This window comes from Flavobacterium sp. LC2016-23 (assembly GCF_009674775.1).
Classification (GTDB): Bacteria; Bacteroidota; Bacteroidia; order Flavobacteriales; family Flavobacteriaceae; genus Flavobacterium.
The window spans coordinates 1-23,928 of record NZ_WKKE01000025.1; the positions used below are offsets into that span (position 1 = coordinate 1).

Sequence of the window (23,928 nt, forward strand, 5' to 3'; positions counted from 1 at the left end):
TTAAAGTTAAAAAAAAATGATGCTGGTTTTATAACCCCATCATTTTTTAACTTACACAGTTAGTGAGATACTACCTTTTTAGAATTCTTTTCCAGAGTATATCCTTCCCTACAAGTGCACATTTCAGCACCTTCAAATCTATTTCCTTTAATGATAATTGATTTATTAATACTTTTAACGATTGATACAATTCTTTAATAATGTGGTGTTTGAAATTTTAGTATTACGCGTTACTTAATTACTACCAATCTTTCCGTGATTAACTGAAGAGTGTTTTAATTTATGTTTGATCGATAAGCAGCACTAGTGTAGTACCGTAATTTTGCTTTGTTATAATTTGCGTTCTGGTACTACCAGAGGGTTTGTGACTAAATTAATCCCATTATTTGGATTTGCCAAATCTTTCCAAATACAAATCCAACTTTCCATTATTCAATTACCTAAATCCGTTGTAGTATGTTGGCAGAAGTTTTTTTATTCATCGTTATAACCACCATCATAATATTCACTCATTCTTCTTTCAACTAATTCGTCAATATCAACATAATCTTCAGCTTCTATTCCCAAATATTCAACTGGATCAGGATATTCATACTTTGTAAAAACATCGCTTAAACCGACTACTTTTAATTGTTGATAGCCATCAATTTTCAAACCACAGGAAAAACAAGCTAATTTTGCTGGTAAATATCTAACTTCTTCTTTAAGTTCTCCATCGATTATTTTCGCACTTGAAACTGACACTTGTTCGCCTGTTAATAATGCTTCATTTTCACAGCAAGGACAATTTGGTTTAAGAGTATGTTTTAAAAATTTTCTCAATTCTTTTTCAGAGATTTCTTTTCTTTTTATAACTTCCTCCGCGCTCAATTCACTATAAACCTCTTTGTATGCTCTAATTCTGTCAATTACTATTTTCTTTGTTTTGGCATCATCTTCTTGAATCATTATTGAAGCTGCTTTCGCCTCTTGTTCACCAAATAAATCTGTTAAGTTTAAACCTTGATAATTTAGTAGAATATTGTTAATACGATAAAAATCACTAATCCACATTTTTACTGGAAACTCTTGAAATCCTTTTAATCCACTATGAAGTTCAGTATTTCTTTCATTGATTATTAATGCAGCTTGTTTTTGCTCATTTTGAGTAAAATCATTTATAATTTCACCTAATCGATTAATTGCTGTAGTAATTTGTATAGATTTTGGTTGATTTGTCACTTCAAATCCAAAAGCATATAATAAACTCTTGAAATCATTAGAATTGGGAGTATCAGCTAATAACGCTGGATGTATTCTAGCTAATGTACTTCTTATAATAAATTCAAGCGATAATGATAACCAAAACGGATATAGATCACCGTCTCTTTCTTCATTATGAGCTCGCTCTATGTAAAGTTGTGCTTTTGTAAACAATTCGTTGTGACTAAATGCTTTACTCATAATTTATTTAAATAAAATTCAATTCTTTCGATTATTCTTTCTTTGTTTTGGTCTGTTATTGAATCTCTAGAATGTAATATTCTCCAATTATCGATTATTAAAAAAGATTTAGGCTTCCAATTAATTTCAATTTTACTTGAATTTCTTATGAGTTGTTCCAATTCAACTTTTTTCTTTTTCAGAATTGAATCCATTATTACTGGATTATAACGTAATATTTTTTTTCCAATTATCCTTTCATTTATCAAAGGAGTTAGTTCTTTAAAACCATTGCCATTAATATTAAAAATAGAATGATAAAAAATATTTGGATTATTCAAAGCTAATTTAAACCCATCAAGTAAAAAAGTCTTTGCTACTTCTATTTCACTTGATTTCAATTTCAATACAATAAATCTGGGAGGTATTTTATTTTGAACACCATCGTTATGAAATGGAAATGCATTTAATCCATAAATTTTAGACAATGTTATTCTTGAATTACTGGATTTGTTTGGTGTTAAAGTATTGGTTTTTATCGAAAAAGTATCATTTGTGTTTGCTTGTAATATAGATAAAAATTCATCATTGGATAAATTTCCAATTCCAAAAAACCAACCTTTTTTTTCGATTTCTTCAATCATTTTTATGATTTTCGGTAAAATTACTACCAACGCTACAAGCAGTTTGGGATTAAATTAGCCTAACTTTTTGGATTTACCAAATCTTTCTGACACAAACCAACTTCAAATTAAGCCTAAAACCCAAATTGCTTGTAGCATGTGTTTGCTGTAGCACTTTAGTATCAAGCATTTACACTTGTATAATTATTAGGTAAAATCCAACCAATAAATTCTGCTCCTTTGTAGAAATTCATTACCAAAACAAAAACATTATGAACTTCTTGATATCGATATTTGAAAACATCTGGATTACTATAATCACCTTCAATCATGAATTCGGGACTTAAATCGTCAAGTAAAAAATCTGCTAATTCTTCAGTATTTATGTTTGGACTTTGGAAGAGTGGAGAAAAACTTTGAACAATTCCCTCAGCGGGTATTTCTTTATGATAGAAATATATACCTCTAATTATTTTTTCAATAAATGTTTGGGAATGTCCATGGTCAATTTCCATCACAAGTCTTTGTTCTCCATCAATATCGACATAAAAACTTTTTTCACTTAAACTGGCTACTAAAAATTTATTTTGTTCTCTATTTAAACCACGAACTACACGATCTTTAAAATCATCGATAGCTACTAGATTTGTTCCTAGTCCTTTTATATAAATTTGAAATCTTTCATCTAATAATGAAAATTTATTATTATGTTCTTGACATGAAGGAACAGTTATCAATTTTTCACGGTAACCTTTTGGAAAAAAACCATTTGGAGGAACATGTTCTCTATTATTAGTTTCATCTGTTAATTTCATTCCACACCAATAGCATATTTTTGGTAAAGCATTTTTCATCTTTTAGTTTTTTTTGTATTACAGCTACCCCCTTGGGACTACAGCGGGTTTGGGACTAAATTAAGCCCATTCTTTGAATTTACCAAATCATCCCAAATACAAAACCAACTTTCCATTAAGACAATTGCCCAAATCCGTTGCTGTACCCCAGTTCTTTTTTTTAAACAAGTCAAAACATTTAGAATAAAAGCGAATAGTTTAAATGATTTTTTTTTATATTTGTGACAGGTGTTTTGGTACGCCTGCTCGTTCGTGCGAAGATTTCATCAACCAATAGCTAGATAATATAACCTTCAGAGCTTATTATCCGACTAAAGTTTACGAACGCAATATCTCAGGATAATAATCTTTGAACTAAAGGATTATATTATGAATACTATTGACTACTTCAAACTTCAAGCAAAAAATCTACACAGAGATTTCAAGACAAAAGTTCTTGATTTTGACAAGGATCTTAATCGTTTTGCTTTTGTATACTTCCCTAAATATTTCGCAATTGACGCAATTGTGCATGACTTTGAAATCGACGAGGAAAATTTTACCCTCATGAACGCACAACATATAATCGCCAATATAGCAGGCTTTGATAAGTGGGGTACTCTGGTAAAAATATCGGAGTCAGAGTTGGAACTTGCGAAATTATTATTTGAGCATCAAGACAAAATTGATTTGATTTCATGGAATTTTTATATTGCCGACGCACAATCAATGAATGAAGACGAACTCGACGCAGAGATTCAAGTAGAAATATTCAAACAAGTTGTTATTGAAGATAATATTTTTGAAATGGTAATCGAAAGTTATCTTTTAAAGGATGAATATTGATAATTGTTCCGATTTAATGATTTGTTTTTAAATCATAATAAACCGCATTCATTGATCGATCTCCTTTATTTTTAAATCAAAAGTTTTAAATCGCATTTGGAATTTTTAAATCTTCGAACAAAAGTTTCGAATTCTGTATCATCAGGGTCTATATTTATATTAATCTTTATGGGATTTGAACCGTAAAATTTAATATTGCTTGATATTTATTTTATTTAAATCATCCACAAAATGGTTCGAGAATTGTCCCGTTAGGGCTACTAAAAAGAAAACACCACTTGAAAAAGATGGTGTTTTTTTTTTTTAGATTACTGCTTTGCAGGTCATATCCGCCGCGGCGGACACAGGTTCGAGTCTTCGCCGCGGCGAACTACTAAGACAAAAAGCTTCAGAGAAATCTGGAGTTTTTTTTTTGCTTTAAAGTAAAACGTAAAAAGTCCGAGACTTTAATCAGGTTTAGTGTTCATAGGAACATCAAAAAAAGCGCAAAGATCACAGAGAAATTTGCGCAGCTTTTCATGAGAACTCTTCGGAGAGCGAAGGTTATTACCAAATTGTTATTCTGTCTTTCTTCGTTAAAAACATTTTATCTCCAGGTTGTACCTTAAATGCTTCGTAAAAAGGTGTCGTATTCATTAGAGGACCATTAACACGCCAATTTGGTGGAGAATGCGGATTATTGTTAATCCACAAACGCAGGAACTCGTCTTTCATTTTTACTCTCCATATTTTGGCTATAGAAATAAAGAAACGCTGGTCCGGAGTAAAACCGTCAATTTTTGTATTCCCCTGCCCTTCTTCGGTCATTTTAAAAGCATCATAGGCAACTGCTATTCCGGCAATATCTGCTGTATTTTCGCCCACTGTCATTGCGCCATTAACATGTAGATCGTCTAAAACGGTATAGGTGCTGTACATATTGATCACCTGTTGTATTCTTGACTTAAACTTTGCATAATCTTCTTTTGTCCACCAGTTTTTTAAGTTACCATCCTTGTCATATTGAGCACCCTGATCGTCAAAGGTATGGGTTATTTCGTGACCTATAACCATCCCGATACCTCCATAGTTAAGTGCATCATCTGCATCATTATCAAAATACGGAGGTTGTAAAATACCTGCCGGAAAAACAATTTCATTTGCAGTAGGGTTATTATAGGCCGTAACGGTTGGAACGGTAGTATACCATTCTAATTTATCAACTGGCTTGCCTAATTTTCCCAATTGAAATTGATAGGCAGCTGCAGCGGCCGAAACCATATTCTCAAAATAGGTATCCCTGGCTATATGTACACTACTATAGTCTTTCCATTTGTCCGGATATCCTATTTTCTTAGTCATGGCTGCCAATTTTTCTTTCGCTTTTTGTTTTGTAACAGGACTCATCCATTCCAATTTATCAATTCTTTTGGCATAGGCTTTTTGCAAATTATTCACGAGGATCAACATCCGTTTTTTGGCATCTTCAGAAAAATATTTCTTTACATACAATTGACCCAGCGCTTCGCCTAAGTAATTGTCAACTACATTTGCCATTTTTTCGCCACGTGATTTTTGAACAGCCTGACCGGAAAGCACTTTGGTATACTCAAATGAGGCGTCTACAAAAGGTTTACTTAAATCATCTGCATATCTTTCTATAGAATTTGCTTTCAGGTAAATTTTCCAATTAGGAATCGGGATGGTTTTTAAAAGCTTATTAAGAGCATCATAATAAGCAGGCTGACCTACATTAATAAAATCGGTTTGAGCACCTAAATTATTTAAAAAAGTAGTCCAGTCTATGTTGGGATGCCTTTTTGCAAGATCTGTCACCGCCATTTTATTATAATTTGCCTGTACATCGCGAAGTTCAACTTTTGTTTTATGCGAAACGGCAAGTTGTTTGTCAATATCGTACACCAAATTAGCATTCTTTTTAGCCTCTATGGCATTGCTGCCTGTTTGTTGAAATAATGTAGCAAGGTATTTTTTGTATGCTTCCTGTATTGCAACAGTTGATGAATCTGATTTGAAATAATAGTCCCTGTCAGGCAAACCAATACCTGTTTGATAGATTTGAGCAATGTTCATACTGCTGTTTTTTTCATCGGGTGACACTCCAAAAGCTATAATAGAAGAATTCCCCGCTTTTACTTCTTTTACTACAAAATTCATTAAGGACGGTAAATCACTAATTGCTTCAATTTTGGCAAGTAGGGGTTTGATAGGTGTATAACCACGTTTATCTATGGTTACGGTATCCATACCAGATGCATAAAAGTCTCCGACCTTTTGTGCTATGCTTCCTGTGGGATTCTTGCTTTGCGAAATACTGTCCAATATTCCTTGCAGACGCATTCGTTGCGGGTAATTCATAAACATATAGGCGCCAACTCCGGCCTGAGACGCAGGTATTGCTACAGAATCATACCATTTACCATTTACATATTTAAAAAAATCATTACCAGGTCGCAATGTGGAATCTATTCCTGTGATAGCAATAGATTTTTTTTCCTGATGTTTTGAGCATGCTGTAAAAGCTAAGAATGCAATGAAGAGTATTAATGAATTTTTCATAATCTAAATGATTTCTATTAAAATGAACTAAAAACGTTTGAAAGCAGATATCTTAAAATGTACATGCCAGGCATAGTTGATTTTAGCAGAACAATATACGAATTCAGTTTTTAATTCTAAAGTTCTTGTTAGAATTACTACTCAAAAAAGGCAGAATTATAAGCAGTTATTTATCGTTACTATAGTAATCCATCATAACGTTCTGAGACCAGGGTAGCTTTAAGACTAAATAAATCACGCTATTCGGACTTGCCAGCAGAGCAATAGCGAATAGGCGGAGCAAATCATCCTAAATACAAAACCAGCTTTACATTAAGCGAATTGCTCAAATCCGTTGTAGTATCTTTTAGCTATAGTTTTTTTTTATTTATTATAAGTAAGTCAGAAATTGGATATGCCAAAGCTACAGTTATTGCAAATATTCCTTCTATAATTTTCCCTTCTGGTATCATAAATGTAATTGCCAACCAAATAAGAATTAAACAAAATGGATAAATTAGGATTCTTGACATTATTTTTGAAAAAGACCATTCATTAACTTTTTCATTTTCTAAATTTTGGTCTTTTTTCTGTTTGGAATTATTTAATGCATCTAAATTATTTATTGTTGTTTTTAACTCTTCAATCAAAATTTTACTTTCAAATATTTTAGATTTTGCAAGAAGTAATCGCATTAAAAATCCAATTACAGTAATTGCAAGAATCGCGAAAATTGTAGTTATCAAGTTAGTTGAAATAAATACTGTTATTACTAATATAATTAATACCACAATAGTTACTCTGTCTAAAAAAATATTAAATGGATTTTTTTCCATTTTGATTTCTTTCAATTTATTATTTTGATCAAAAGTTAAATGAAATATTGGGTAGACACCTCTAATAAAGTATGCAGATCTCCAAATTAATATTTCCTTATTTCTAATTTCTCCACTGTATTTTGTAGTATTATACGATTGCGAATCTTTAAAATGATTTATAAGATTGCTTTTTTTATTTTGAACAATTAATTTTTCAATATCTTTCTTATCGACCATTTTTTCTAAAATTACAGCTAACTTACTTATGGGTGCGACAAAATCATCCAAATTCGGGTAGATGTTTGTGATAAATTTCGCACATTATTTTTTTCAAAAATATATATTTTTTCACTACAAATTATCAAAAGGCCTTTAAATCTTAGTGATTTTTTGGCATTTATATGAATTGCTATGCAAACAAAAAGAAAATAAAAAATTAAGATGTGTATTCTAAAATATAGTAATAATCCAGGATAATGTGATAGATATTTGACAGCTTCCCGATACTAAGTAAAACCTTCAGAAAAATCTGGAGTTTTTTTGTTTAAAAATTCACATCTGTCGCGCTCTTATCCGCCAAGGCGAACAAAGGTTTGAGTGCTGTTACCGCTACTAAAAGGAAACATAATAATCATCAAACGTCTTGATTTAACAAATGCCTTTTAAATTTAGAAATTAAACGCTAAATTAGCTTACTATCCTACTAGTAGTTAAACACTTGTGTATTTAAAGACCAGACCTTAATCTTGCTGAGTAATGCTAATAGATGAACAAAATAATATTCGCTTAATTACATTCATTGACACCGAAATTGAGCCAACAACAGGTAAAATTCTTGATCTAGGTGCAATTAAGCAAGACGGCAATCATTTTCACAGGTCATCTTTAATGGATTTTACCCAATTTCTGAGAGGAAGCGAATATGTCTGCGGACATAACATTTTAAATCATGATCTTAAATATATAGGAAAAACAATTAATGATGCTGGAATTAATCCTTCAAACATAATTGATACTCTATATCTGTCTCCGTTACTATTTCCAACTAAGCCTTATCACACTTTATTAAAAGATGATAAGCTTCAGACCGAAGACACAAACAACCCTTTAAACGATTCTATAAAAGCGCGAGATTTATTTAATAGCGAAGTTGCCGCTTTCTGGCAAATGGATGAAACACTTAAAGAAATCTTCTGCCTGCTTCTAAGTCCTACAAAAGAGTTTGGAGCTTTTTTTCAGTTTGTAAATTACAGAGGCTTAAATACTGAAACGGATGCACAGATTAGATTAAAGTTTCGCGACGAAATTTGCCAAGAGTCAGATTTAACCAAAATAATAGCTGAATATCCAATTGAACTGGCCTATTGCCTGTCATTGGTTAATTCATTTATAACTAACAAGAGTGTTCACTCCATTACACCTGCATGGGTTCTTAAAAACTACCCGGAAGTGGAACGTATAATGGTATTGTTAAGGAGTAAACCTTGTATAACAGGTTGTACTTATTGCAATAATGCCCTTGATATACACAAAGGATTAAAAAATTTCTTTGGTTTCGATTCATACCGAACTTATGGTGGCGAACCGCTTCAAGAAAAAGCCGTTAGGGCTGCTATCAACAACAAGTCGGTACTTGCCGTTTTTCCTACGGGTGGCGGAAAATCGATTACATTTCAGGTCCCTGCGCTAATGAGCGCCGAAAACTCAAAAGGATTGACCATTGTAATTTCTCCCCTCCAGTCGTTAATGAAAGACCAGGTTGATAACCTCGAAAAGAATGGGATAACTGAAGCTGTTACAATTAACGGACTATTAAACCCTATCGAAAGGGCAAAATCTATTGAAAGGATTGCAGATGGCTCTGCTTCTATTCTATATATTTCACCTGAATCTCTGCGCTCAAAGACTATCGAAAAATTAATTTTAGGCCGGAAAGTTGCACGTTTTGTAATTGATGAAGCACACTGTTTTTCATCATGGGGACAAGATTTTAGGGTTGACTATTTATATATCGGAGATTTTATAAAATTAATTCAGGAAAAGAAAAACCTTGGAGATAGTATACCCGTGTCTTGCTTTACTGCAACGGCCAAACAAAAGGTAATTGAGGATATACGGGATTATTTTCGTGAAAAGTTATCGCTGGATCTTGAGGTATTCACTTCGAAAGCATCAAGGACTAATCTCCAGTATAAGGTTTTTGAAAAGCAAAATGAGGAAGAAAAGTATTTGACCGCACGGGATTTAATTGAAGAGAAAAGCTGCCCCACAATTATCTATGTTTCCCGAACACGAAAAGCTTATCTCCTTGCTGAAAGGCTAGCAAAAGATGGGTTTAATGCAAAACCATACCATGGCAAAATGGATAAACAGGAGAAGACCGATAATCAGGATACCTTTTTAAATGGGGAAACACAAATTATAGTAGCCACTTCTGCATTTGGTATGGGAGTAGACAAAAAAGACGTGGGCTTGGTCATTCATTATGAAATATCAGATTCACTCGAAAACTATGTACAGGAAGCAGGACGCGCAGGCAGAGATGAAAATATCTGGGCCGATTGTTTTGTGCTTTTTAATGAAGAAGATCTTAGTAAGCATTTTATCCTCCTAAACCAGACCAAACTTTCCATAAGAGAAATCCAGCAGGTGTGGAAAGCGATTAAAGATATTACACGATTCCGATCGAAAGTATCTAATTCAGCGTTGGAAATTGCACGCAAAGCGGGTTGGGACGATAATGTTGTAGAAATAGAAACGCGTGTAACTACTGCAATAGCAGCTTTGGAAGATGCTGGTTATCTGAAACGCGGACAAAATATGCCCAGGGTGTTTGCTAATAGCATTTTATCTAAAAATGCTCAGGAAGCCATTGATAAAATAAATACTTCAGAAAAATTTAATGAAAAACAAAAAGAGCACGGTGTGCGTATTATAAAGAAACTATTTTCAAGTAAAAGCAGAAAGCAAACCAGCAATGAAACTGCCGAATCAAGGGTAGACTACATTAGTGATCATTTGGGTATAGTAAAAGAAGAAGTTATTAATGTAATTAACCTGCTGCGTGAGGAAAATATCCTGGCAGATGAGAAGGACTTGACTGCATTTATAAAGAAAGCAGACAATAAAAACCGCTCTCTTAGCATTGTAGATATATACAGCAAAATTGAAAACTTTTTACTTCCTGTTTTTAAAGAAGAAGAAAGAATTTTTCATCTGAAAGAATTAAATGAACAGGCTGAAAAAAGTGGATTTGAGAACGTAAACACTATCAAACTGAAAACGATAATCAACTTTTGGTGTATTAAGAACTGGATTAAAAGGAAAAATTTAGAACATTCTAAAAACCATATTGCTGTACTCTGCCTTCAAAGTAAAGAGCAATTAAGAGATAAGCTTGAAAAACGCCATGAACTTGCAAAGTTTATCGTTGATTTTTTTTATGATAAGACAGTCAAGGATGCTATAAGAGATCAGGTAGATAAAGATGAGATTCTGGTAGAGTTTTCAGTTCACGAATTAAAGGAAGCTTATGACAAGAGCCTCAACCTTTTCAAAAAAGAAATAAGCATTGATGATATTGAAGACACCTTGTTTTACCTTTCGCGAATTGAAGCCATAAAGATAGAAGGTGGTTTTCTTGTAGTTTATAATCGCTTAACCATTGAGCGAACCGAACAAGATAATAAAAAGCGTTATACTAAAGATGACTATGAAAAGCTAAACCAGTTTTACGAAAGTAAAGTCCAGCAAATTCATATCGTGGGCGAATATGCCCAAAGAATGATTACCGATTACAGAAACGCGCTTCAGTTTGTGGAAGATTATTTTCAGCTGAATTATAGTTCTTTTTTAAATAAGTATTTTAAAGGTAGTAGACAAAATGAGATTAAGCGGAATATTACACCGGCAAAATTCAGGCAACTGTTTGGAGAACTGTCCCCTACACAATTGAAGATTATTAATGATAATGAAACACGACATATAGTTGTTGCTGCTGGCCCTGGTAGTGGAAAAACAAAAGTGTTAGTCCATAAACTGGCTTCACTCCTTTTAATGGAAGATGTTAAACATGAGCAGTTGCTAATGTTGACATTTTCAAGGGCTGCGGCTACCGAATTTAAAAAGCGTTTACTAAAGCTAATCGGTAACGCTGCAAACTTTATTGAGATCAAGACATTTCATTCTTATTGTTTTGATCTTTTGGGTAAAGTAGGCACTTTAGAAAAATCGACGGATATTTTAAATACTACTATTGAAAGGATTAAGAGCGGTGATGTTGAGGCTAATAAAATCACTAAGACTGTTTTAGTTATTGATGAGGCCCAGGATATGAATGCGGATGAGTTCGCCCTTATAAATGCATTAATGGAACAAAACGAAGAAATGAGGGTTATTGCTGTAGGAGATGACGACCAAAACATTTATGAATTTAGGGGAGCGAGTTCAAAATATCTTGAACAATTTATATATGATAATAACGCTATAAAACATGAGTTAGTTGAAAATTACCGTAGTAAAAGTAATCTGGTTGCATTTTCGAATCAATTTGTCCAGCAAATTCAACACCGTCTAAAAGAAACACCTATCGTAGCAAATCAAACCGACAACGGAAAAATCAAAGTTATTAACTATCAAAGCAATAATCTTATTACTCCTATTGTAACTGACATAGAAAATACAGACCTTTCCGGAACCACTTGTGTACTCACAAAAACTAACGAGGAAGCCATAAAAGTTACAGGGCTTCTTTTAAAGAATAACATAAAAGCAAAACTAATACAATCTAACGATGGTTTTAGTTTGTATGATCTTGTTGAAGTTCGGTTTTTACTAAATAAAGTAGATTTAGGAACTGATATTTATACAATCAGTGATGAGGTTTGGGAGAATGCTAAGCACGAGTTAACAAATACCTTTTATAATAGCAATAAATTAGAGATTTGCCTGAACATTATCAAGGATTTTGAAACCACTAATCCTTACAAGAAGTACAAATCTGATTTAGAAGTTTTAATCCGGGAATCCAAACTGGAGGATTTCTATAGTGAAAATGGCGAAACAATTTTTGTATCAACAATCCATAAAGCCAAGGGAAAAGAGTTTGATAATTTATTCCTTTTGCTTGAGAACTTTAATTCGGCTACAGATGAAGCTAAGCGACAATTATACGTAGCAATGACTAGGGCTAAACGCAATTTAAATATCCATCTAAATGAAAACTTCCTCAATCATTTGATAGCGGAAAATCTTGTACGACTAGACGATTTTGAGCATTATCTGGCACCGGATAAAATTGTAGTACATACAACGTTGAAAGATATCTGGCTGGATTATTTTATTAACAAACAAACTTTAATTTCTCAACTCACATGCGGAGATGTATTACACGCTAATGGAGATGAATGCTTAAATTCAAGTGGCCAATCCGTGTTGAAATTCTCAAAGCTACTCATTAAGAAAATTGAGGAAATGAAGTTAAAACACTATGAATTAAAAAGTGTAAATGTGAATTTCATTTTATACTGGCTTAAGGAAGGAGCTTCACAAGATATCAAAATAATCCTACCTGAGCTTTATTTTGAAATTATTAGGCATAAGTGAACTATATCGTTATTGATTAATAATGCTCATTATTCCAAATAACAAACATAATTTTACTTATTAGCCGAGCCAAATTAAGAGCTATGATATCCCGAAATGTACAATATTTTTTTTAAACAGTTCGACATTCGTCTTTACTTTAGATACAAACTTCGCAGAGCTATATTTTTATTTTTCTAAGGTATAATTATTTTACGTTTAATTTTACGTTCAATTTCGGGTAACACTTTGTCATTCAAAAGGTTATTCATACTTTCTTCAATATTTGGAAAATTTGGAGGACTAAGTATATTTTTCTTTTTAATATTGCTAATATTCCCAACATTAAAACTTGAAACGACCTCATTTGTTTCTAAATTGATAAAAGCATTATTTAAAAATATATTTGTTCTTTTATCTCCATTAAAAACTCCTGCTTTTTCAAATTCTATTCCGAATTGGCCATCAACAATAAACAAATAGTCCAAATTGTATTTCGTTTTTGTTTTTTTTAAATCGTCGCTTACATATTCTGGTTTTGTCCAAACGAACATTGGGGAATTTGCCTGACTGATTGTATCTTTTATTTGAATAATTTCAACATTAAATGAAGCTAAATTTTTTAAATATGCGGTAATTATTCTTTCCGTTGGGTTTCCTTTTCCTGTCTCTAAAAACTTATAAGCACTATAAAACATATCCTTTTTGTCTACGTTTGATCTTTCAATCGTATTAGACATTGCTTGTCTCGTTATTCTGTACGGCCCATTTAGATTAAAAATTAAACCCATTTTTTTCTTTTCAAAATTTTGCGAATAGCCAAAATTAAAAAGCGCAACGACACTTACAAAAAGAAAGATTTTTTTTATTTTCATTTTTTATTGAATTAATATTGAATTGAAGTTTATTAGTAATTATTTGTGAACCTTCTGGTTTCTAAAAATGAGTATCTTCCGGAGAAACCTAAAAGAAATGCCATCCACTTTTTTTATAGGGCTCAAATATAATAAACTTAGGATTAATAGCTATTGAAGACGAGTATAAGAAATATTATTACTACAATTTAGAACCTTTTTTTAATTGAGATAAGAATTTATTTCTGGTTACTAACACAATACTTCATAGAAATCTGAGGCTTTTTTTTTCTTTGTCAAAAATTAATTGTCTTCACAAGCGAGATGAGCGCACTAGTTGAGCAAAAGCGATGTCAGGAAGTATTTTATTTCCCTATTTGATATTCACTATATAATTCAACAATCTTTGGATTTTCTGAAGAATAGATGATTTTGATTGAATCACCCTCATTGATTGATTTATTTTTGTCAAACATTTTTTTTGTAAGAAGAGTTGAGTTGCTTTTACCATTGTTGTATTCTATGCTCGAGTATTCATTTTTTTTTCACATCAAGGGTTATACGAACAATTCTGGCACTTTCTATTACCCCATACTTTTCAAGTTGATATTTTTTTATGAAATTCATTATGAAAATGAAAGTAAAAATCGACAGAAAGAAGAGACCGAAATTTATAATCCAGATGCTTTTTTTAATTTTTTTCGCATCATCTCCAAAATTGTCCACATAATCATCTGTCGTTGCCAAAGAAAAAGGTGAAACAAAATTATTTTTATGCTTGAGAAAAATTAACTGACTAATCATAATTCCTATAAATATAATTCCCAGCCAACATAGTCCAAAACAAAATAATATAAAAAATATAGGAACAGGACTTGCAGATTCTCTTAACCACCAATTTTGAAAAGCTAAATAAAACCCTGTGCTATTTAGAATTATATAAATAGTGAAATATTTCAATTTTGTTATTAAACTCATTTAGTTTTATTTAAGCGGTTTCAAATTTATTTCTGACAACGTTCTGGAACTACAAAGGGTTCATTGCTTATATTTTTTGTCCTCCCGATTTAATTTGTATAAAGTCTTCATATTTCGTAAAATACTCTAGTCCTAAAACTAATAGTATCGCGCTTGCATTATATACTTTCTGCATTATGACTGCCAAACCCAAATAACCAAACCCAAACAGGAAAAAGAAACCGTAGAATGTCAATAAGCAAATAATACAGCAAAATTTAAGCAAATGAAGTTTTGATTTTAGGACAAATACAGTAATGGTAAATAAACCAACCAAGGTTAAAACGATTGATATTGTTCCCAGATCATGCAAGGGTGTTGCAATTAAGAAAATAAATAGTATGTTAGTCACCCCTATAAATTTTAAAATCGTAGCCCACGATCCCGCAGCTAGTTTTTTTGACATATTGATGAAAAAAATTCCATAACCAACCGAATGGAATGCCATTCCGATAATTGCCCAAATTCTGCCGGGGTTTTCTGAACCATTTATAGCTTTTGCTGCAAACAAATTGCTTAGGAAATTTTTTGACCACTGAAACCCTATCGAATTTTTGTCAAGCAATGAACCACCCGGATAAAATAAGGTCGCGATTACTATGAAAATCACAGAAAGGACCAAACATATCAAAACCGAATATTTCTTAATCATTTGCTTCATTATTAAACTTTCCATTTTTCGACTAAGTAACGTGTTGTTTGTATCTAGTTAGTTTACAATGACCGCTAACCCTCTGGCACTATAGCGAGTTTGGAACTAAATTAAGCTCTTTCTATTAGTACAATTATCCAAAATATAAAACAAACTTCCCATTAAGCCGATTGTCAAAATCCGTTGTAGTAGTAGTTGCGCGATCGCTTTCTTATTTCTTTTCGAGTTCTTTCAAAAAGTTGTAAGTTGCATCTTTTAATGATTTTTTTAAATTATTCATTTCATTACCTCCTCCGCTTTTACGAATTCCAGTTGTTTTTATTTCACTATCGTTATTGACATTTTTGTAAATTACTCCGGTTTTTAGTGTAGCAACAGAAAAACCAAAATGCCATTGTATTTCTGAAATATTAATGTCAATTAGTAATGCTTTTTCATCCTCTATTTCACCGGAATTTTTAATAAATTTTAATTTTAAAGTTGTTTCAGAAGCCAGTTCATTAATTGATAAACGAAAAGCTTCTTCTACATTGGGTTGAATTATTCCTCCCCCAATTGTGCCTACCATCCCGCTAAAAGTTATTAACTTTTGACTTCTTGGGTTTATCTTGAAATAAATTGTTTTGTCTCCATAAAAAACTTTATCCAAAGGTTTATTTGTATAATCGCTGGATGAACCACAACTAAAAAAGAGAAAGGATATTAAAAGTGTAAAAAAAAGTATTTGTTTTTTCATAATTATGCTTGTTTATCTTGTCTTAAAATTAGGTTTACACAAAATTGTAAAAATATGGAAAGATATTCAAAAACATCATCTTCAAAATGCCAATTTAAGTACAATCAAGAATTTAAACGATTTGTTTGTCATGATTTTTTATCCGCGTTGAAATCTCCTGACTTCGTACCCTCTCCAATATTCTATTTTGATTGTTACTAATTTTTTCAGACTCCTCCTTGTAGATTCTATTTATTGGTGGGAAGTCAGGAGACATTCGCCAGCTTTCCATAAGGACGCTTAGAAAAGCTAAGGACAACGATATTTTCAGAATCACTAAAAAAAAGTAAAAGTTTTTTTTGTGTATTTTAAAAATAGTTGCATTTTTGCACCCGCATTAGAAAAACAGGCCCGTTCGTCTATCGGTTAGGACGCATGGTTTTCATCCATGTAAGAGCGGTTCGATTCCGCTACGGGCTACTAAGACAAAGCTTCAGAGAAATCTGAAGCTTTTTTGTTTTGGACTACTTTGAAACAACTTTGGGTTCACGAGCGATATACTAAAACCATCAGCAGTGTTTTACAGGTTATGGTCTTCCCATTAATTTTCTCCCTTTTTCTTTAATTTCTTCCGCGGTTTTACCATCCCCGTCCCCGCTGTGAATAAAGTAATACACTTTTAGCCTTCTGCTTTCTATACCAACATAACGGGTAACTGTTTTTGTAGTATCATAAGAACTGCTTTGCCTTGTGGCAACTGGGATTTCAAGTGCCTGAGCCAGTGCAAGCGAAATTTCCATTTTTTTATCATTACCCCTGTAATCAGCAAAGATAGCGGCACTCTCTTTGCCATTATCCAGATTAATAACAAATGCCATATCACAATTTTTTATACCCCTTGCTTTCCAGGCCGGGCTTAAGGTGATATACGGTATGGTCTCTGCATCTGCATATTTTGTATAGCTGCTGTCGGGCTGGTTCCTGTTGTAAGGGGTCGTTTGAGACACATAGTATCCGTCAGGCTGAATGTAACCCTGGTACATATTGGTTTGTCCAATGCGTTTTTTGGCTATTCCATAGCCCCTGCTCTTTTTAAATTTATTCTGAACGGCTTCCTCCTTGGTGATGCCCCCGTTTAAATTGTATAATAAGCCTTCATTATTGGGATGGTAAGCATGTCTTGCACCATCCAGATTGAGGGCCAGCTTTTTTGTCTGAAAGGTATGGGTGGTGTCAATTGCCCCGGATTGTGCCAATGTCAGGTTTAGCGATATCAGGGTGAATAAGGCTAAAAAGATATTTTTTTTCATGTTCTTAAAATTTAAGTTTTTATTTTCGATAGCTATTCGTCTGACCTGTTTGGCCAGTCAATCAATTCTTACTGCCGGAAAAAGCCCGGCAAGGTAGTATAGGCAAATAAAAAATATATTTCAGTATATAGAAAAATCGTAAAATTATAAGCAGGGAGGATGAAACAGTATAAAGATAAATATTTCACAAACCACCAAAACAAGTACAAACACCTGATTTACTAACACTTAACAATAAAAAATAAAAATGTGTGAAACTCAATACTTATTTTCGTTTTCACACAAAAAGCGTGTGAAATTTAATTTTTATTTTCACTTTCACACAGAAAGTGTGTGAAACTTGATTTTTATTTTCATTTTCACACAATAAAAAAGGAAGAACTAATTCTTGACAGCAAAAGAAAGTGAGCTAATTCCTGCATATTTTATTCCGAAAAAACTACTCGAATAATTAAATATTATATTTTACATTAACTGCGGTTATCTTCGTAAATGTTTTTATAAATTTGCAATCTCGTAGCGAAAGCCATTATTTTTAATTCAAAATTATGCCTTTCACAACATTAGCTCAAAATCTTTATTAAAAACAAATTATATTATAATCATAATTAAATCCAATGTTTAAGAACAACAAACCCCAACTTCTGCTTTTTATTCTTTTAAGTTTATTTTTTTCCATCCATTCCTTTTCTCAAAAAAATCTGTATGCCGGAATTGAAATCGGGCGAAGAGCCATAAAAACTTCAGTTCTGGATGTGAGTAACATCAGAAAAGCGGATTATAAAATTCTCTACTTCTCGAATGAAAGAATTAGTCTTGCCGACCACGTAACGGCTCAGGGCGAATTTCCTGAAGATGATGTTAACAAAATTACTGCAATAATTGTGGAGCAGATTAACAAAATTAGAACAGAATTTAAAGTTCCGGAAGCCAATATCTTTATAGTTGCTGCTCCTGTTTTTTCTGCTGCCCGCAATATTGATGCGCTAAAAAATAAAATCACGACCCTTACCAACAAAGACGTAGATGTTCTTAATGTTAACGAAGAGCCTAAAACACTCGTTAAGGGTGCTATTCCACCAGTTGATTATGCTAATGCTTTCCTTCTTGATATTGGTGCCCAAACTACTAAAGGCGGTTACATTGATGAACTTGAGGATGACAAATTGGAGTTTATACCTTTGGAGCTTGATTTCGGTACGATGACCCTTACCGATGCTGTGAAAAAAACAGTTGCCAATCCAAATCAGGCGAATGATATGGCAACCTATCAGGAAAAATCTTTTGATTTTAACCCGGTACTTCGTAAGAAGATAAAAGTGATGCTGGATGCCAATCCTCTTTTATTAAAAAAAGAAAAAATGTATTTGTCCGGTGGAGCGGTATGGGCGTTTGCAACACTGTATTATAATGAAAACGTTAAAGAACATTATGTTTCTTTAAACCTCGAGGACGTTATTAATTACGATGCTATACTGAAGAATAATTTTGTCAAATTTACGAACCTGGCCAAAACCAATAAGGAAGCGGCCAGAGTTTTAAGTACTTATGACCAGCAATATCTTATTTCAGCCAATAACATACTTTTGAGCTGTCTGGAAAGCATTCCAAATTTAGATACAAAGAAAATATACTTTGTAAAGGAAGGGCAAACCATCTGGTTGATCTCTTACATTGCAGACCGTTCTAAAAAAGTAAATACTAAGTTTTAAAGATACTTTCTTTATCCTTTTTAAAAGCAAAAAGCTTCAGATTCCTCTGAAGCTTTTTTTCGTTTATGACCACTTGTTTTTATCACGCTAATCAAACTCAAAAAATTGCTGCGATCATCAAACATCCTGAAAATCTTCAATAAGCATTTTATTAATTTCACTTAACATCTCAAATTCATCCAAAGGAAACATCTCCAATACCATTTCTAAAATAATTACGACATCAATAAACTGATTTGGATCTGTTTCCGGAGTTGTATGTACCTCCTGATTCAGTGCCAAAACACACATTTTTAACATATTGGTAATAGCAAAGCCAAGCTCATGATAATTCAACATTTTAATTTGAGCCTTATAGGTACAGGATTTATCATTAATCGACTTTGAAGTGTTTAAATACGAAGCAATCAATTCTTTAAGATTCTCTAATTTTTTAATTTCCTTTGTTTCCATCATTATATATTTATTTTTTTCTAGTACATCTTCTTAGTTATCATAAAAGATAACCTATTTAAGCAAATATATAACAAAATTTGGATTATCATAAAAGATAATTCAAATTGGAACAAACTATACAACAAAAAGTCGGGAAGCGAATTCAGGAAATAAGAACGAAGAAGAATATTTCACAACAGGATTTGGCCTCAAAATGTAATTTTGAAAAGAGTAATATGTCCAGACTTGAAAACGGAAATGCCAATGCAACACTTTCAACTCTTGAAAAAGTGTGCAATGCTTTGGAAATCGATTATATCGAATTATTTAAGTTTTAAAGTCTGAACAATCAACTTTCTTATTTGCTGTTCTTCAACGCCTCGAGTAATTCCACCATATCAACCGTTGCGTAAGTAGACGAATAATCGGATACGGCGTACGGTAATATAAGGCTGTTGTTGTGAATAATAGCTCCGCAGGAATAGACTACATTAGGCACATATCCTTCGCGCTCGTCTTCTAAAGGCGAAAGCAAAGGTTCTGAAAGTCTTCCTATTTCTTTAGACGGATCATCAAGATCAAATAGAGAAGCCCCTATACAATAACGTCGCATGGTACCAACACCGTGTGTAATAACGAGCCAGCCTTCGGGTGTCCAGAGTGGTGAGCCGCAATTTCCTATTTGCGTCAGCTCCCATGAAAAACGGGGCTCCTGAAGAAGAATAGGATCATTCCATTGTGTAGCCCTTTCCGAATACATAATGTAATTGTTTACACCATCAATTCGGGCAAGCATGGCGTATTTACCTTTTATTTTTCTTGGAAAAAGAGCCAGATTTTTATTCTGGGCACCCGCACCATGCAGGGGCATTACCCTGAAACTGTAAAAATCTTCAGTGGAAATCAGTTTAGGAAGTATGGTGTGTCCGTTATAAGCGGTGTAGGTGGCCATAATACGAACCGAATCGTCATCGTCGACAAAGCGTACAAAACGCGCATCTTCAATACCACGGCTTTCGGATTCGGATATCGGAAATATAACACGTTCGGTAATATCTGAATCGTGCGTAAACTGTAAATCATAAAATGAATTGGCCAGCCAGAGTATTTCCTGAAGTGCTGTTTTTCTTTCCTCCCGAATCAAAGGATCACTTAGGGAGGTATTCAGACTATTTTTGAGGATCGCAAACTCAAATTCATCCGGCAGATCCTGCATAATCTGAACGATGTATTTGTCCTCCGTATGCATTTCAGACAATTTGGTTAAAAATCGTTCTTTGTTGAATAAGGTCTTGTGTTCGACTTCGGCTTTGTCGATCTGATTCCCAATTTTCATTATCGTCAGATTGTTATCCTTATCCAGAATTCCTCTTCTGAAAACAATAGACGAAATATGACCTTCTCCTGTAGCCCGAAAAGAAATGACTACCCTTTTTTCGCCTGCTGCCAAACCAGTCTGATCGAAATCTTCTACAATCGAGGGATTAAAAATAGCCGCCGATTCGATGGCGTATTCCATGGTACAAAAAGAACCAATTAGCATTTTCCGATTGAGGGAGATGCCGTCATAATCAATTTGCATGTCCTCGATTACAGGTCTGATTTTTTCGCAATGTTTAAAAAAAACGGCTGAAATATTTCGGTGGCGTCTGGCAAACTCACGAAGCGTCTGTTCTAACGTTTGCAACACTTGTTTTTCATCGAGCAGCATGATACGAATCACCATTTGCTTGGTCCGTTCGTTACCATTCATAAAATATCGGGCAACTACTCTTCTGGAATCTGGTGTAAATTTTATATTTTTTCGTATTACTGATACTCGCATAATTTGTTTTTTATTTTTAAAAATAGATGATTGCAATTATTTAAAACTAGGACTTCATCTCTATTGCTACAACAAGTTAACAATTTTGTTAAAGAAAAAGCTTAATTTTTTATTAAAAATTCTTTTTGATGTTTTATTTCTCTTTGTGTTTTGGCTAACGTGACAAATAATATTTAAAAAAAACATTTCCAATTAATACCTCTAAACACTATAAATGGAAAATTTGCTTTTTGGCAATGACTCCTAATTACTGCAATTTCAAGATTCCGAAATAAAAAAGAATACAAAACCATAAAGTTCCCTGTGAAAATTTAGAAAGAAGGAAATTGATTTCAAAAATTAGTAAACTGTAACTTTTATGAATTTCTATATACTAACTTTTATGAACCAAAACTATCTCTTATGAAATCTAAAAAGTCGTTGCTTCTCATTGCTGCTTTCTCTTTAATATGCCTGACTCTGAAGGCACAGGAAAAAATACAATCTCCTAAACACAATGAAATAGTGGAGTCCAAAATTAAAAATGAAGAGTATCAAATGAATTGGTTTGCCCTTCGTGATACCGTAAAAATGGAAATCGGAAAAGTATTTACTAAAGTCGCCAAAACAAAAAATACCCTAAAAGTCACCACTACCGTAAAAATGAAAGACAAACCCGATTGGGTTGATGAAACTATTGCGGAACTTCCTAAACTAAAACCTGTAAAACACACTTCTGTTAACACACAAAGAGACATCACTCTTAATTTTGGAAAACAAACGACTGGTTATTACCTGGATAAAACCGGGGACAAAAAAACAGACATCAATGAAAAAACAGATGGTGACTTTTTTGACAGTAACATTTATCCGCAATTAATCCGCTGGTTTCCGCTAAAGGAAAATTATAAAACAGAAATCACTATTTTTGATTATAATCCGATAACGAAAGCCGGAATTCTCAAAGCCAATATAACCAATACTAAAAAAGGAATCTACGACAATAAATCGGTTTGGATTGTTACAGTGACAGACGGGATTTCCCAAAACAAAGTCATAAACACCTATTATATTGATTCGGAAACCAATCAGTTTTTGAAACAGGAAATTGATATGGGTACCCGAAAAATGATATTAGAAAAAGTATACTAGCTATATATAAACCAGATATCTTAATTTAGTGCCAGACAATATTTATCCTGAAAAAGCAAAATAACCAACCTGAGAAACCAAACTTCCATGACCAGAAAAACAATACTTTTAATTGGGTTTATTATCCTGAAATTTGTTTTGCAATATGTTCTGCTAAGTCCAGAATACGATTTACAGCGTGATGAATACCTGCATCTCGATCAGGCACATCACCTTGCCTGGGGCTATTTGTCGGTTCCGCCGGTAACCTCCTGGATTTCCTATCTCATATTTTTACTTGGGAATTCTGTTTTCTGGGTAAAGTTCTTCCCTGCACTGTTTGGTGTTCTGACACTGATCATCGTCTGGAAAACCATCGAAACTTTAAAAGGAAATTTATACGCTTTAATTCTGGGGGCAACCTGCATTTTGTTGTCATCGCTGCTTCGGATCAATATGCTGTATCAGCCCAATTCAATGGATGTACTGTGCTGGACCGCCTTTTATTACGTAGTCATTCTCTACATCAAAACCGAAGATAAAAAATGGTTTTATATCGGCGCTGTTGTGTTCGCTTTTGGTTTCCTGAACAAGTACAACATTTTGTTCCTGCTTATTGGCCTAGTGCCTGCCCTTCTGCTTTCTCCGCAAAGAAAAATTCTGGCCCAAAAAAAGGTATATTTCGCCTTATTTTTTGGACTTCTATTGATTCTTCCGAACCTTTTATGGCAATACAACAATCAGTTTCCGATTGTGCATCACATGAAAGAATTAGCAGAAACACAACTCGTTAATGTGGACCGCATAGGATTCCTAAGAGAACAGCTGTTGTTTTTTATCGGTGCTGTTCCGGTTATTTTGGCGGCTTTGTATGCGCTGTTATTTTATAAACCTTTCTCGAAATATAAGTTCTTCTTTGCCACTATCCTTTTTACATTACTAGTCTTTTTATATTTCAAAGCCAAAGCCTATTATGCCATTGGTTTATATCCTGTTTATATTGCTTTCGGAGCTGTTTTCCTTTCTGATATTTTAAAATCAGGCTGGAAACGCTATCTGCAGCCTGTTTTTATACTGATTCCGATCTTGTTTTTTATTCCAATCTACCATTTGGCTTTTCCGAATAAGAGCCCGGAATATATTGTACAGCATCCGGAAAAATATAAAGAACTGGGCATGTTACGCTGGGAAGACGGAAAAGATCATGCCCTGCCGCAGGATTTCGCCGATATGCTGGGCTGGAAAGAACTGGCCCGCAAAACCGACTCGGCTTATTCGGCTTTACCCGATCAGGACAAAACGATTGTGCTTTGCGACAATTACGGACAAGCCGGAGCGATTAATTATTACACTACAAAAGGAATCAAAGCCGTTTCTTTTAATGCCGATTATGTCAATTGGTTTGATCTTAGCATAACATACAAAAACCTCATCAGGATCAAGGAATACGAAGAAGGGAACAATGAGTTTAAAGAAACCGGTCCCTATTTTAAAACTTCCCGAATTGCAGGTGAAATAACCAATCCTTACGCCCGCGAGTACAAAACGACTATTTTCGTTTTTACAGCCGCTAAAGTCAACATCAACAAAAGACTGGAACAGGAAATCAAGGACGAAAAAGATTATAGCAAGTAA

General features: G+C 33.4%; 18 protein-coding genes and 1 tRNA gene. 7 read left to right on the plus strand and 12 right to left on the minus strand.

The features are described 5' to 3' along the window. Window positions 1-474 precede the first annotated feature (474 nt). The 3 genes from GJU43_RS18900 to GJU43_RS18910 all read right to left on the minus strand — a co-directional run bounded on the left by GJU43_RS18900 (window position 475) and on the right by GJU43_RS18910 (window position 2,899). Window positions 475-1,443 (minus strand): hypothetical protein, encoded by a 969-nt coding sequence (locus tag GJU43_RS18900; protein WP_154342908.1) that lies wholly within the window; start codon window positions 1,441-1,443, stop codon window positions 475-477. Then, window positions 1,440-2,066 carry a TauD/TfdA family dioxygenase gene (locus tag GJU43_RS18905; protein WP_154342910.1) on the minus strand — a complete coding sequence of 209 codons (627 nt, stop codon included), beginning with the start codon at window positions 2,064-2,066 and terminating at the stop codon, window positions 1,440-1,442. The genes GJU43_RS18900 and GJU43_RS18905 overlap by 4 nt, the downstream gene beginning before the upstream one ends. Before the next feature lie 161 nt (window positions 2,067-2,227). Next, on the minus strand, window positions 2,228-2,899 hold the full coding sequence (locus GJU43_RS18910) for a hypothetical protein (protein ID WP_154342912.1): 672 nt from the start codon (window positions 2,897-2,899) through the stop codon (window positions 2,228-2,230). Window positions 2,900-3,268: 369 nt separating this feature from the next. Between GJU43_RS18910 and GJU43_RS18915 the strand changes: the two genes are divergently transcribed. Continuing rightward, a complete protein-coding gene (locus tag GJU43_RS18915; protein WP_154342914.1) occupies window positions 3,269-3,724 on the plus strand; it encodes a hypothetical protein in 456 nt (151 codons plus the stop codon). A 546-nt stretch (window positions 3,725-4,270) separates the two neighbouring features. Here GJU43_RS18915 and GJU43_RS18920 read toward each other — a convergent pair. Both GJU43_RS18920 and GJU43_RS18925 read right to left on the minus strand, forming a co-directional pair. Further along, window positions 4,271-6,283 (minus strand): M13 family metallopeptidase, encoded by a 2,013-nt coding sequence (locus GJU43_RS18920; protein ID WP_154342916.1) that lies wholly within the window; start codon window positions 6,281-6,283, stop codon window positions 4,271-4,273. Window positions 6,284-6,633: 350 nt separating this feature from the next. Next, complete coding sequence (locus GJU43_RS18925; RefSeq protein ID WP_154342918.1) at window positions 6,634-7,368, minus strand: hypothetical protein; 735 nt, start codon at window positions 7,366-7,368, stop codon at window positions 6,634-6,636. A 468-nt stretch (window positions 7,369-7,836) separates the two neighbouring features. Between GJU43_RS18925 and GJU43_RS18930 the strand changes: the two genes are divergently transcribed. Then, a complete protein-coding gene (locus GJU43_RS18930) occupies window positions 7,837-12,684 on the plus strand; it encodes a RecQ family ATP-dependent DNA helicase (RefSeq protein WP_154342920.1) in 4,848 nt (1,615 codons plus the stop codon). Between the two features lie 176 nt (window positions 12,685-12,860). Here the strand turns inward: GJU43_RS18930 and GJU43_RS18935 are convergent, their stop codons facing one another. From GJU43_RS18935 to GJU43_RS18950, 4 genes are all read right to left on the minus strand, one after another. After that, a complete protein-coding gene (locus GJU43_RS18935; RefSeq protein WP_154342922.1) occupies window positions 12,861-13,538 on the minus strand; it encodes a hypothetical protein in 678 nt (225 codons plus the stop codon). 513 nt (window positions 13,539-14,051) lie between these two features. Continuing rightward, the gene (locus GJU43_RS18940) at window positions 14,052-14,495 is read right to left on the minus strand and encodes a hypothetical protein (RefSeq protein ID WP_154342924.1); all 444 of its coding nucleotides are present in this window, start codon (window positions 14,493-14,495) and stop codon (window positions 14,052-14,054) included. 67 nt (window positions 14,496-14,562) lie between these two features. Continuing rightward, entirely contained in the window at window positions 14,563-15,045 is a 483-nt protein-coding gene (locus GJU43_RS18945; protein WP_229655085.1) for a hypothetical protein, read from the minus strand. A gap of 352 nt (window positions 15,046-15,397) precedes the next feature. Further along, window positions 15,398-15,922 (minus strand): hypothetical protein, encoded by a 525-nt coding sequence (locus tag GJU43_RS18950; RefSeq protein WP_154342926.1) that lies wholly within the window; start codon window positions 15,920-15,922, stop codon window positions 15,398-15,400. Between the two features lie 387 nt (window positions 15,923-16,309). On the opposite strand from GJU43_RS18950, the gene GJU43_RS18955 reads away from it, so the two are divergent. Continuing rightward, a tRNA-Glu gene (locus GJU43_RS18955) sits at window positions 16,310-16,381 on the plus strand. 107 nt (window positions 16,382-16,488) lie between these two features. Here GJU43_RS18955 and GJU43_RS18960 read toward each other — a convergent pair. Further along, window positions 16,489-17,211, minus strand: a complete 723-nt coding sequence (locus GJU43_RS18960) for a hypothetical protein (protein WP_154342928.1) — start codon at window positions 17,209-17,211, stop codon at window positions 16,489-16,491. Between the two features lie 617 nt (window positions 17,212-17,828). Between GJU43_RS18960 and GJU43_RS18965 the strand changes: the two genes are divergently transcribed. After that, window positions 17,829-18,923: an exopolyphosphatase gene (locus GJU43_RS18965; RefSeq protein WP_154342930.1), complete on the plus strand. Its 1,095-nt coding sequence runs from the start codon at window positions 17,829-17,831 to the stop codon at window positions 18,921-18,923. Between the two features lie 117 nt (window positions 18,924-19,040). On the opposite strand, the gene GJU43_RS18970 is transcribed toward GJU43_RS18965, so the two are convergent. Then, window positions 19,041-19,379: a hypothetical protein gene (locus GJU43_RS18970; RefSeq protein WP_229655086.1), complete on the minus strand. Its 339-nt coding sequence runs from the start codon at window positions 19,377-19,379 to the stop codon at window positions 19,041-19,043. Between the two features lie 104 nt (window positions 19,380-19,483). Between GJU43_RS18970 and GJU43_RS18975 the strand changes: the two genes are divergently transcribed. Further along, window positions 19,484-19,696: a helix-turn-helix domain-containing protein gene (locus GJU43_RS18975; RefSeq protein ID WP_127340878.1), complete on the plus strand. Its 213-nt coding sequence runs from the start codon at window positions 19,484-19,486 to the stop codon at window positions 19,694-19,696. 20 nt (window positions 19,697-19,716) lie between these two features. Here the strand turns inward: GJU43_RS18975 and GJU43_RS18980 are convergent, their stop codons facing one another. Further along, window positions 19,717-21,183, minus strand: a complete 1,467-nt coding sequence (locus tag GJU43_RS18980) for a glycoside hydrolase family 130 protein (protein ID WP_154342932.1) — start codon at window positions 21,181-21,183, stop codon at window positions 19,717-19,719. 402 nt (window positions 21,184-21,585) lie between these two features. Between GJU43_RS18980 and GJU43_RS18985 the strand changes: the two genes are divergently transcribed. Further along, window positions 21,586-22,314, plus strand: a complete 729-nt coding sequence (locus tag GJU43_RS18985; RefSeq protein WP_154342934.1) for a hypothetical protein — start codon at window positions 21,586-21,588, stop codon at window positions 22,312-22,314. Between the two features lie 87 nt (window positions 22,315-22,401). Beyond that, the gene (locus tag GJU43_RS18990) at window positions 22,402-23,928 is read left to right on the plus strand and encodes a glycosyltransferase family 39 protein (protein ID WP_154342936.1); all 1,527 of its coding nucleotides are present in this window, start codon (window positions 22,402-22,404) and stop codon (window positions 23,926-23,928) included.

Excerpts from the sequence above, each read along its gene's own strand:
- GJU43_RS18900 (WP_154342908.1), bottom strand. The coding sequence starts at position 1,443 with ATGAGTAAAGCATTTAGTCACAACGAATTGTTTACAAAAGCACAACTT.
- GJU43_RS18905 (WP_154342910.1), bottom strand. The coding sequence starts at position 2,066 with ATGATTGAAGAAATCGAAAAAAAAGGTTGGTTTTTTGGAATTGGAAAT.
- GJU43_RS18910 (WP_154342912.1), bottom strand. The coding sequence starts at position 2,899 with ATGAAAAATGCTTTACCAAAAATATGCTATTGGTGTGGAATGAAATTA.
- GJU43_RS18915 (WP_154342914.1), top strand. The coding sequence starts at position 3,269 with ATGAATACTATTGACTACTTCAAACTTCAAGCAAAAAATCTACACAGA.
- GJU43_RS18920 (WP_154342916.1), bottom strand. The coding sequence starts at position 6,283 with ATGAAAAATTCATTAATACTCTTCATTGCATTCTTAGCTTTTACAGCA.
- GJU43_RS18930 (WP_154342920.1), top strand. The coding sequence starts at position 7,837 with ATGCTAATAGATGAACAAAATAATATTCGCTTAATTACATTCATTGAC.
- GJU43_RS18935 (WP_154342922.1), bottom strand. The coding sequence starts at position 13,538 with ATGAAAATAAAAAAAATCTTTCTTTTTGTAAGTGTCGTTGCGCTTTTT.
- GJU43_RS18940 (WP_154342924.1), bottom strand. The coding sequence starts at position 14,495 with ATGAGTTTAATAACAAAATTGAAATATTTCACTATTTATATAATTCTA.
- GJU43_RS18950 (WP_154342926.1), bottom strand. The coding sequence starts at position 15,922 with ATGAAAAAACAAATACTTTTTTTTACACTTTTAATATCCTTTCTCTTT.
- GJU43_RS18960 (WP_154342928.1), bottom strand. The coding sequence starts at position 17,211 with ATGAAAAAAAATATCTTTTTAGCCTTATTCACCCTGATATCGCTAAAC.
- GJU43_RS18965 (WP_154342930.1), top strand. The coding sequence starts at position 17,829 with ATGTTTAAGAACAACAAACCCCAACTTCTGCTTTTTATTCTTTTAAGT.
- GJU43_RS18970 (WP_229655086.1), bottom strand. The coding sequence starts at position 19,379 with ATGATGGAAACAAAGGAAATTAAAAAATTAGAGAATCTTAAAGAATTG.
- GJU43_RS18980 (WP_154342932.1), bottom strand. The coding sequence starts at position 21,183 with ATGCGAGTATCAGTAATACGAAAAAATATAAAATTTACACCAGATTCC.
- GJU43_RS18985 (WP_154342934.1), top strand. The coding sequence starts at position 21,586 with ATGAAATCTAAAAAGTCGTTGCTTCTCATTGCTGCTTTCTCTTTAATA.
- GJU43_RS18990 (WP_154342936.1), top strand. The coding sequence starts at position 22,402 with ATGACCAGAAAAACAATACTTTTAATTGGGTTTATTATCCTGAAATTT.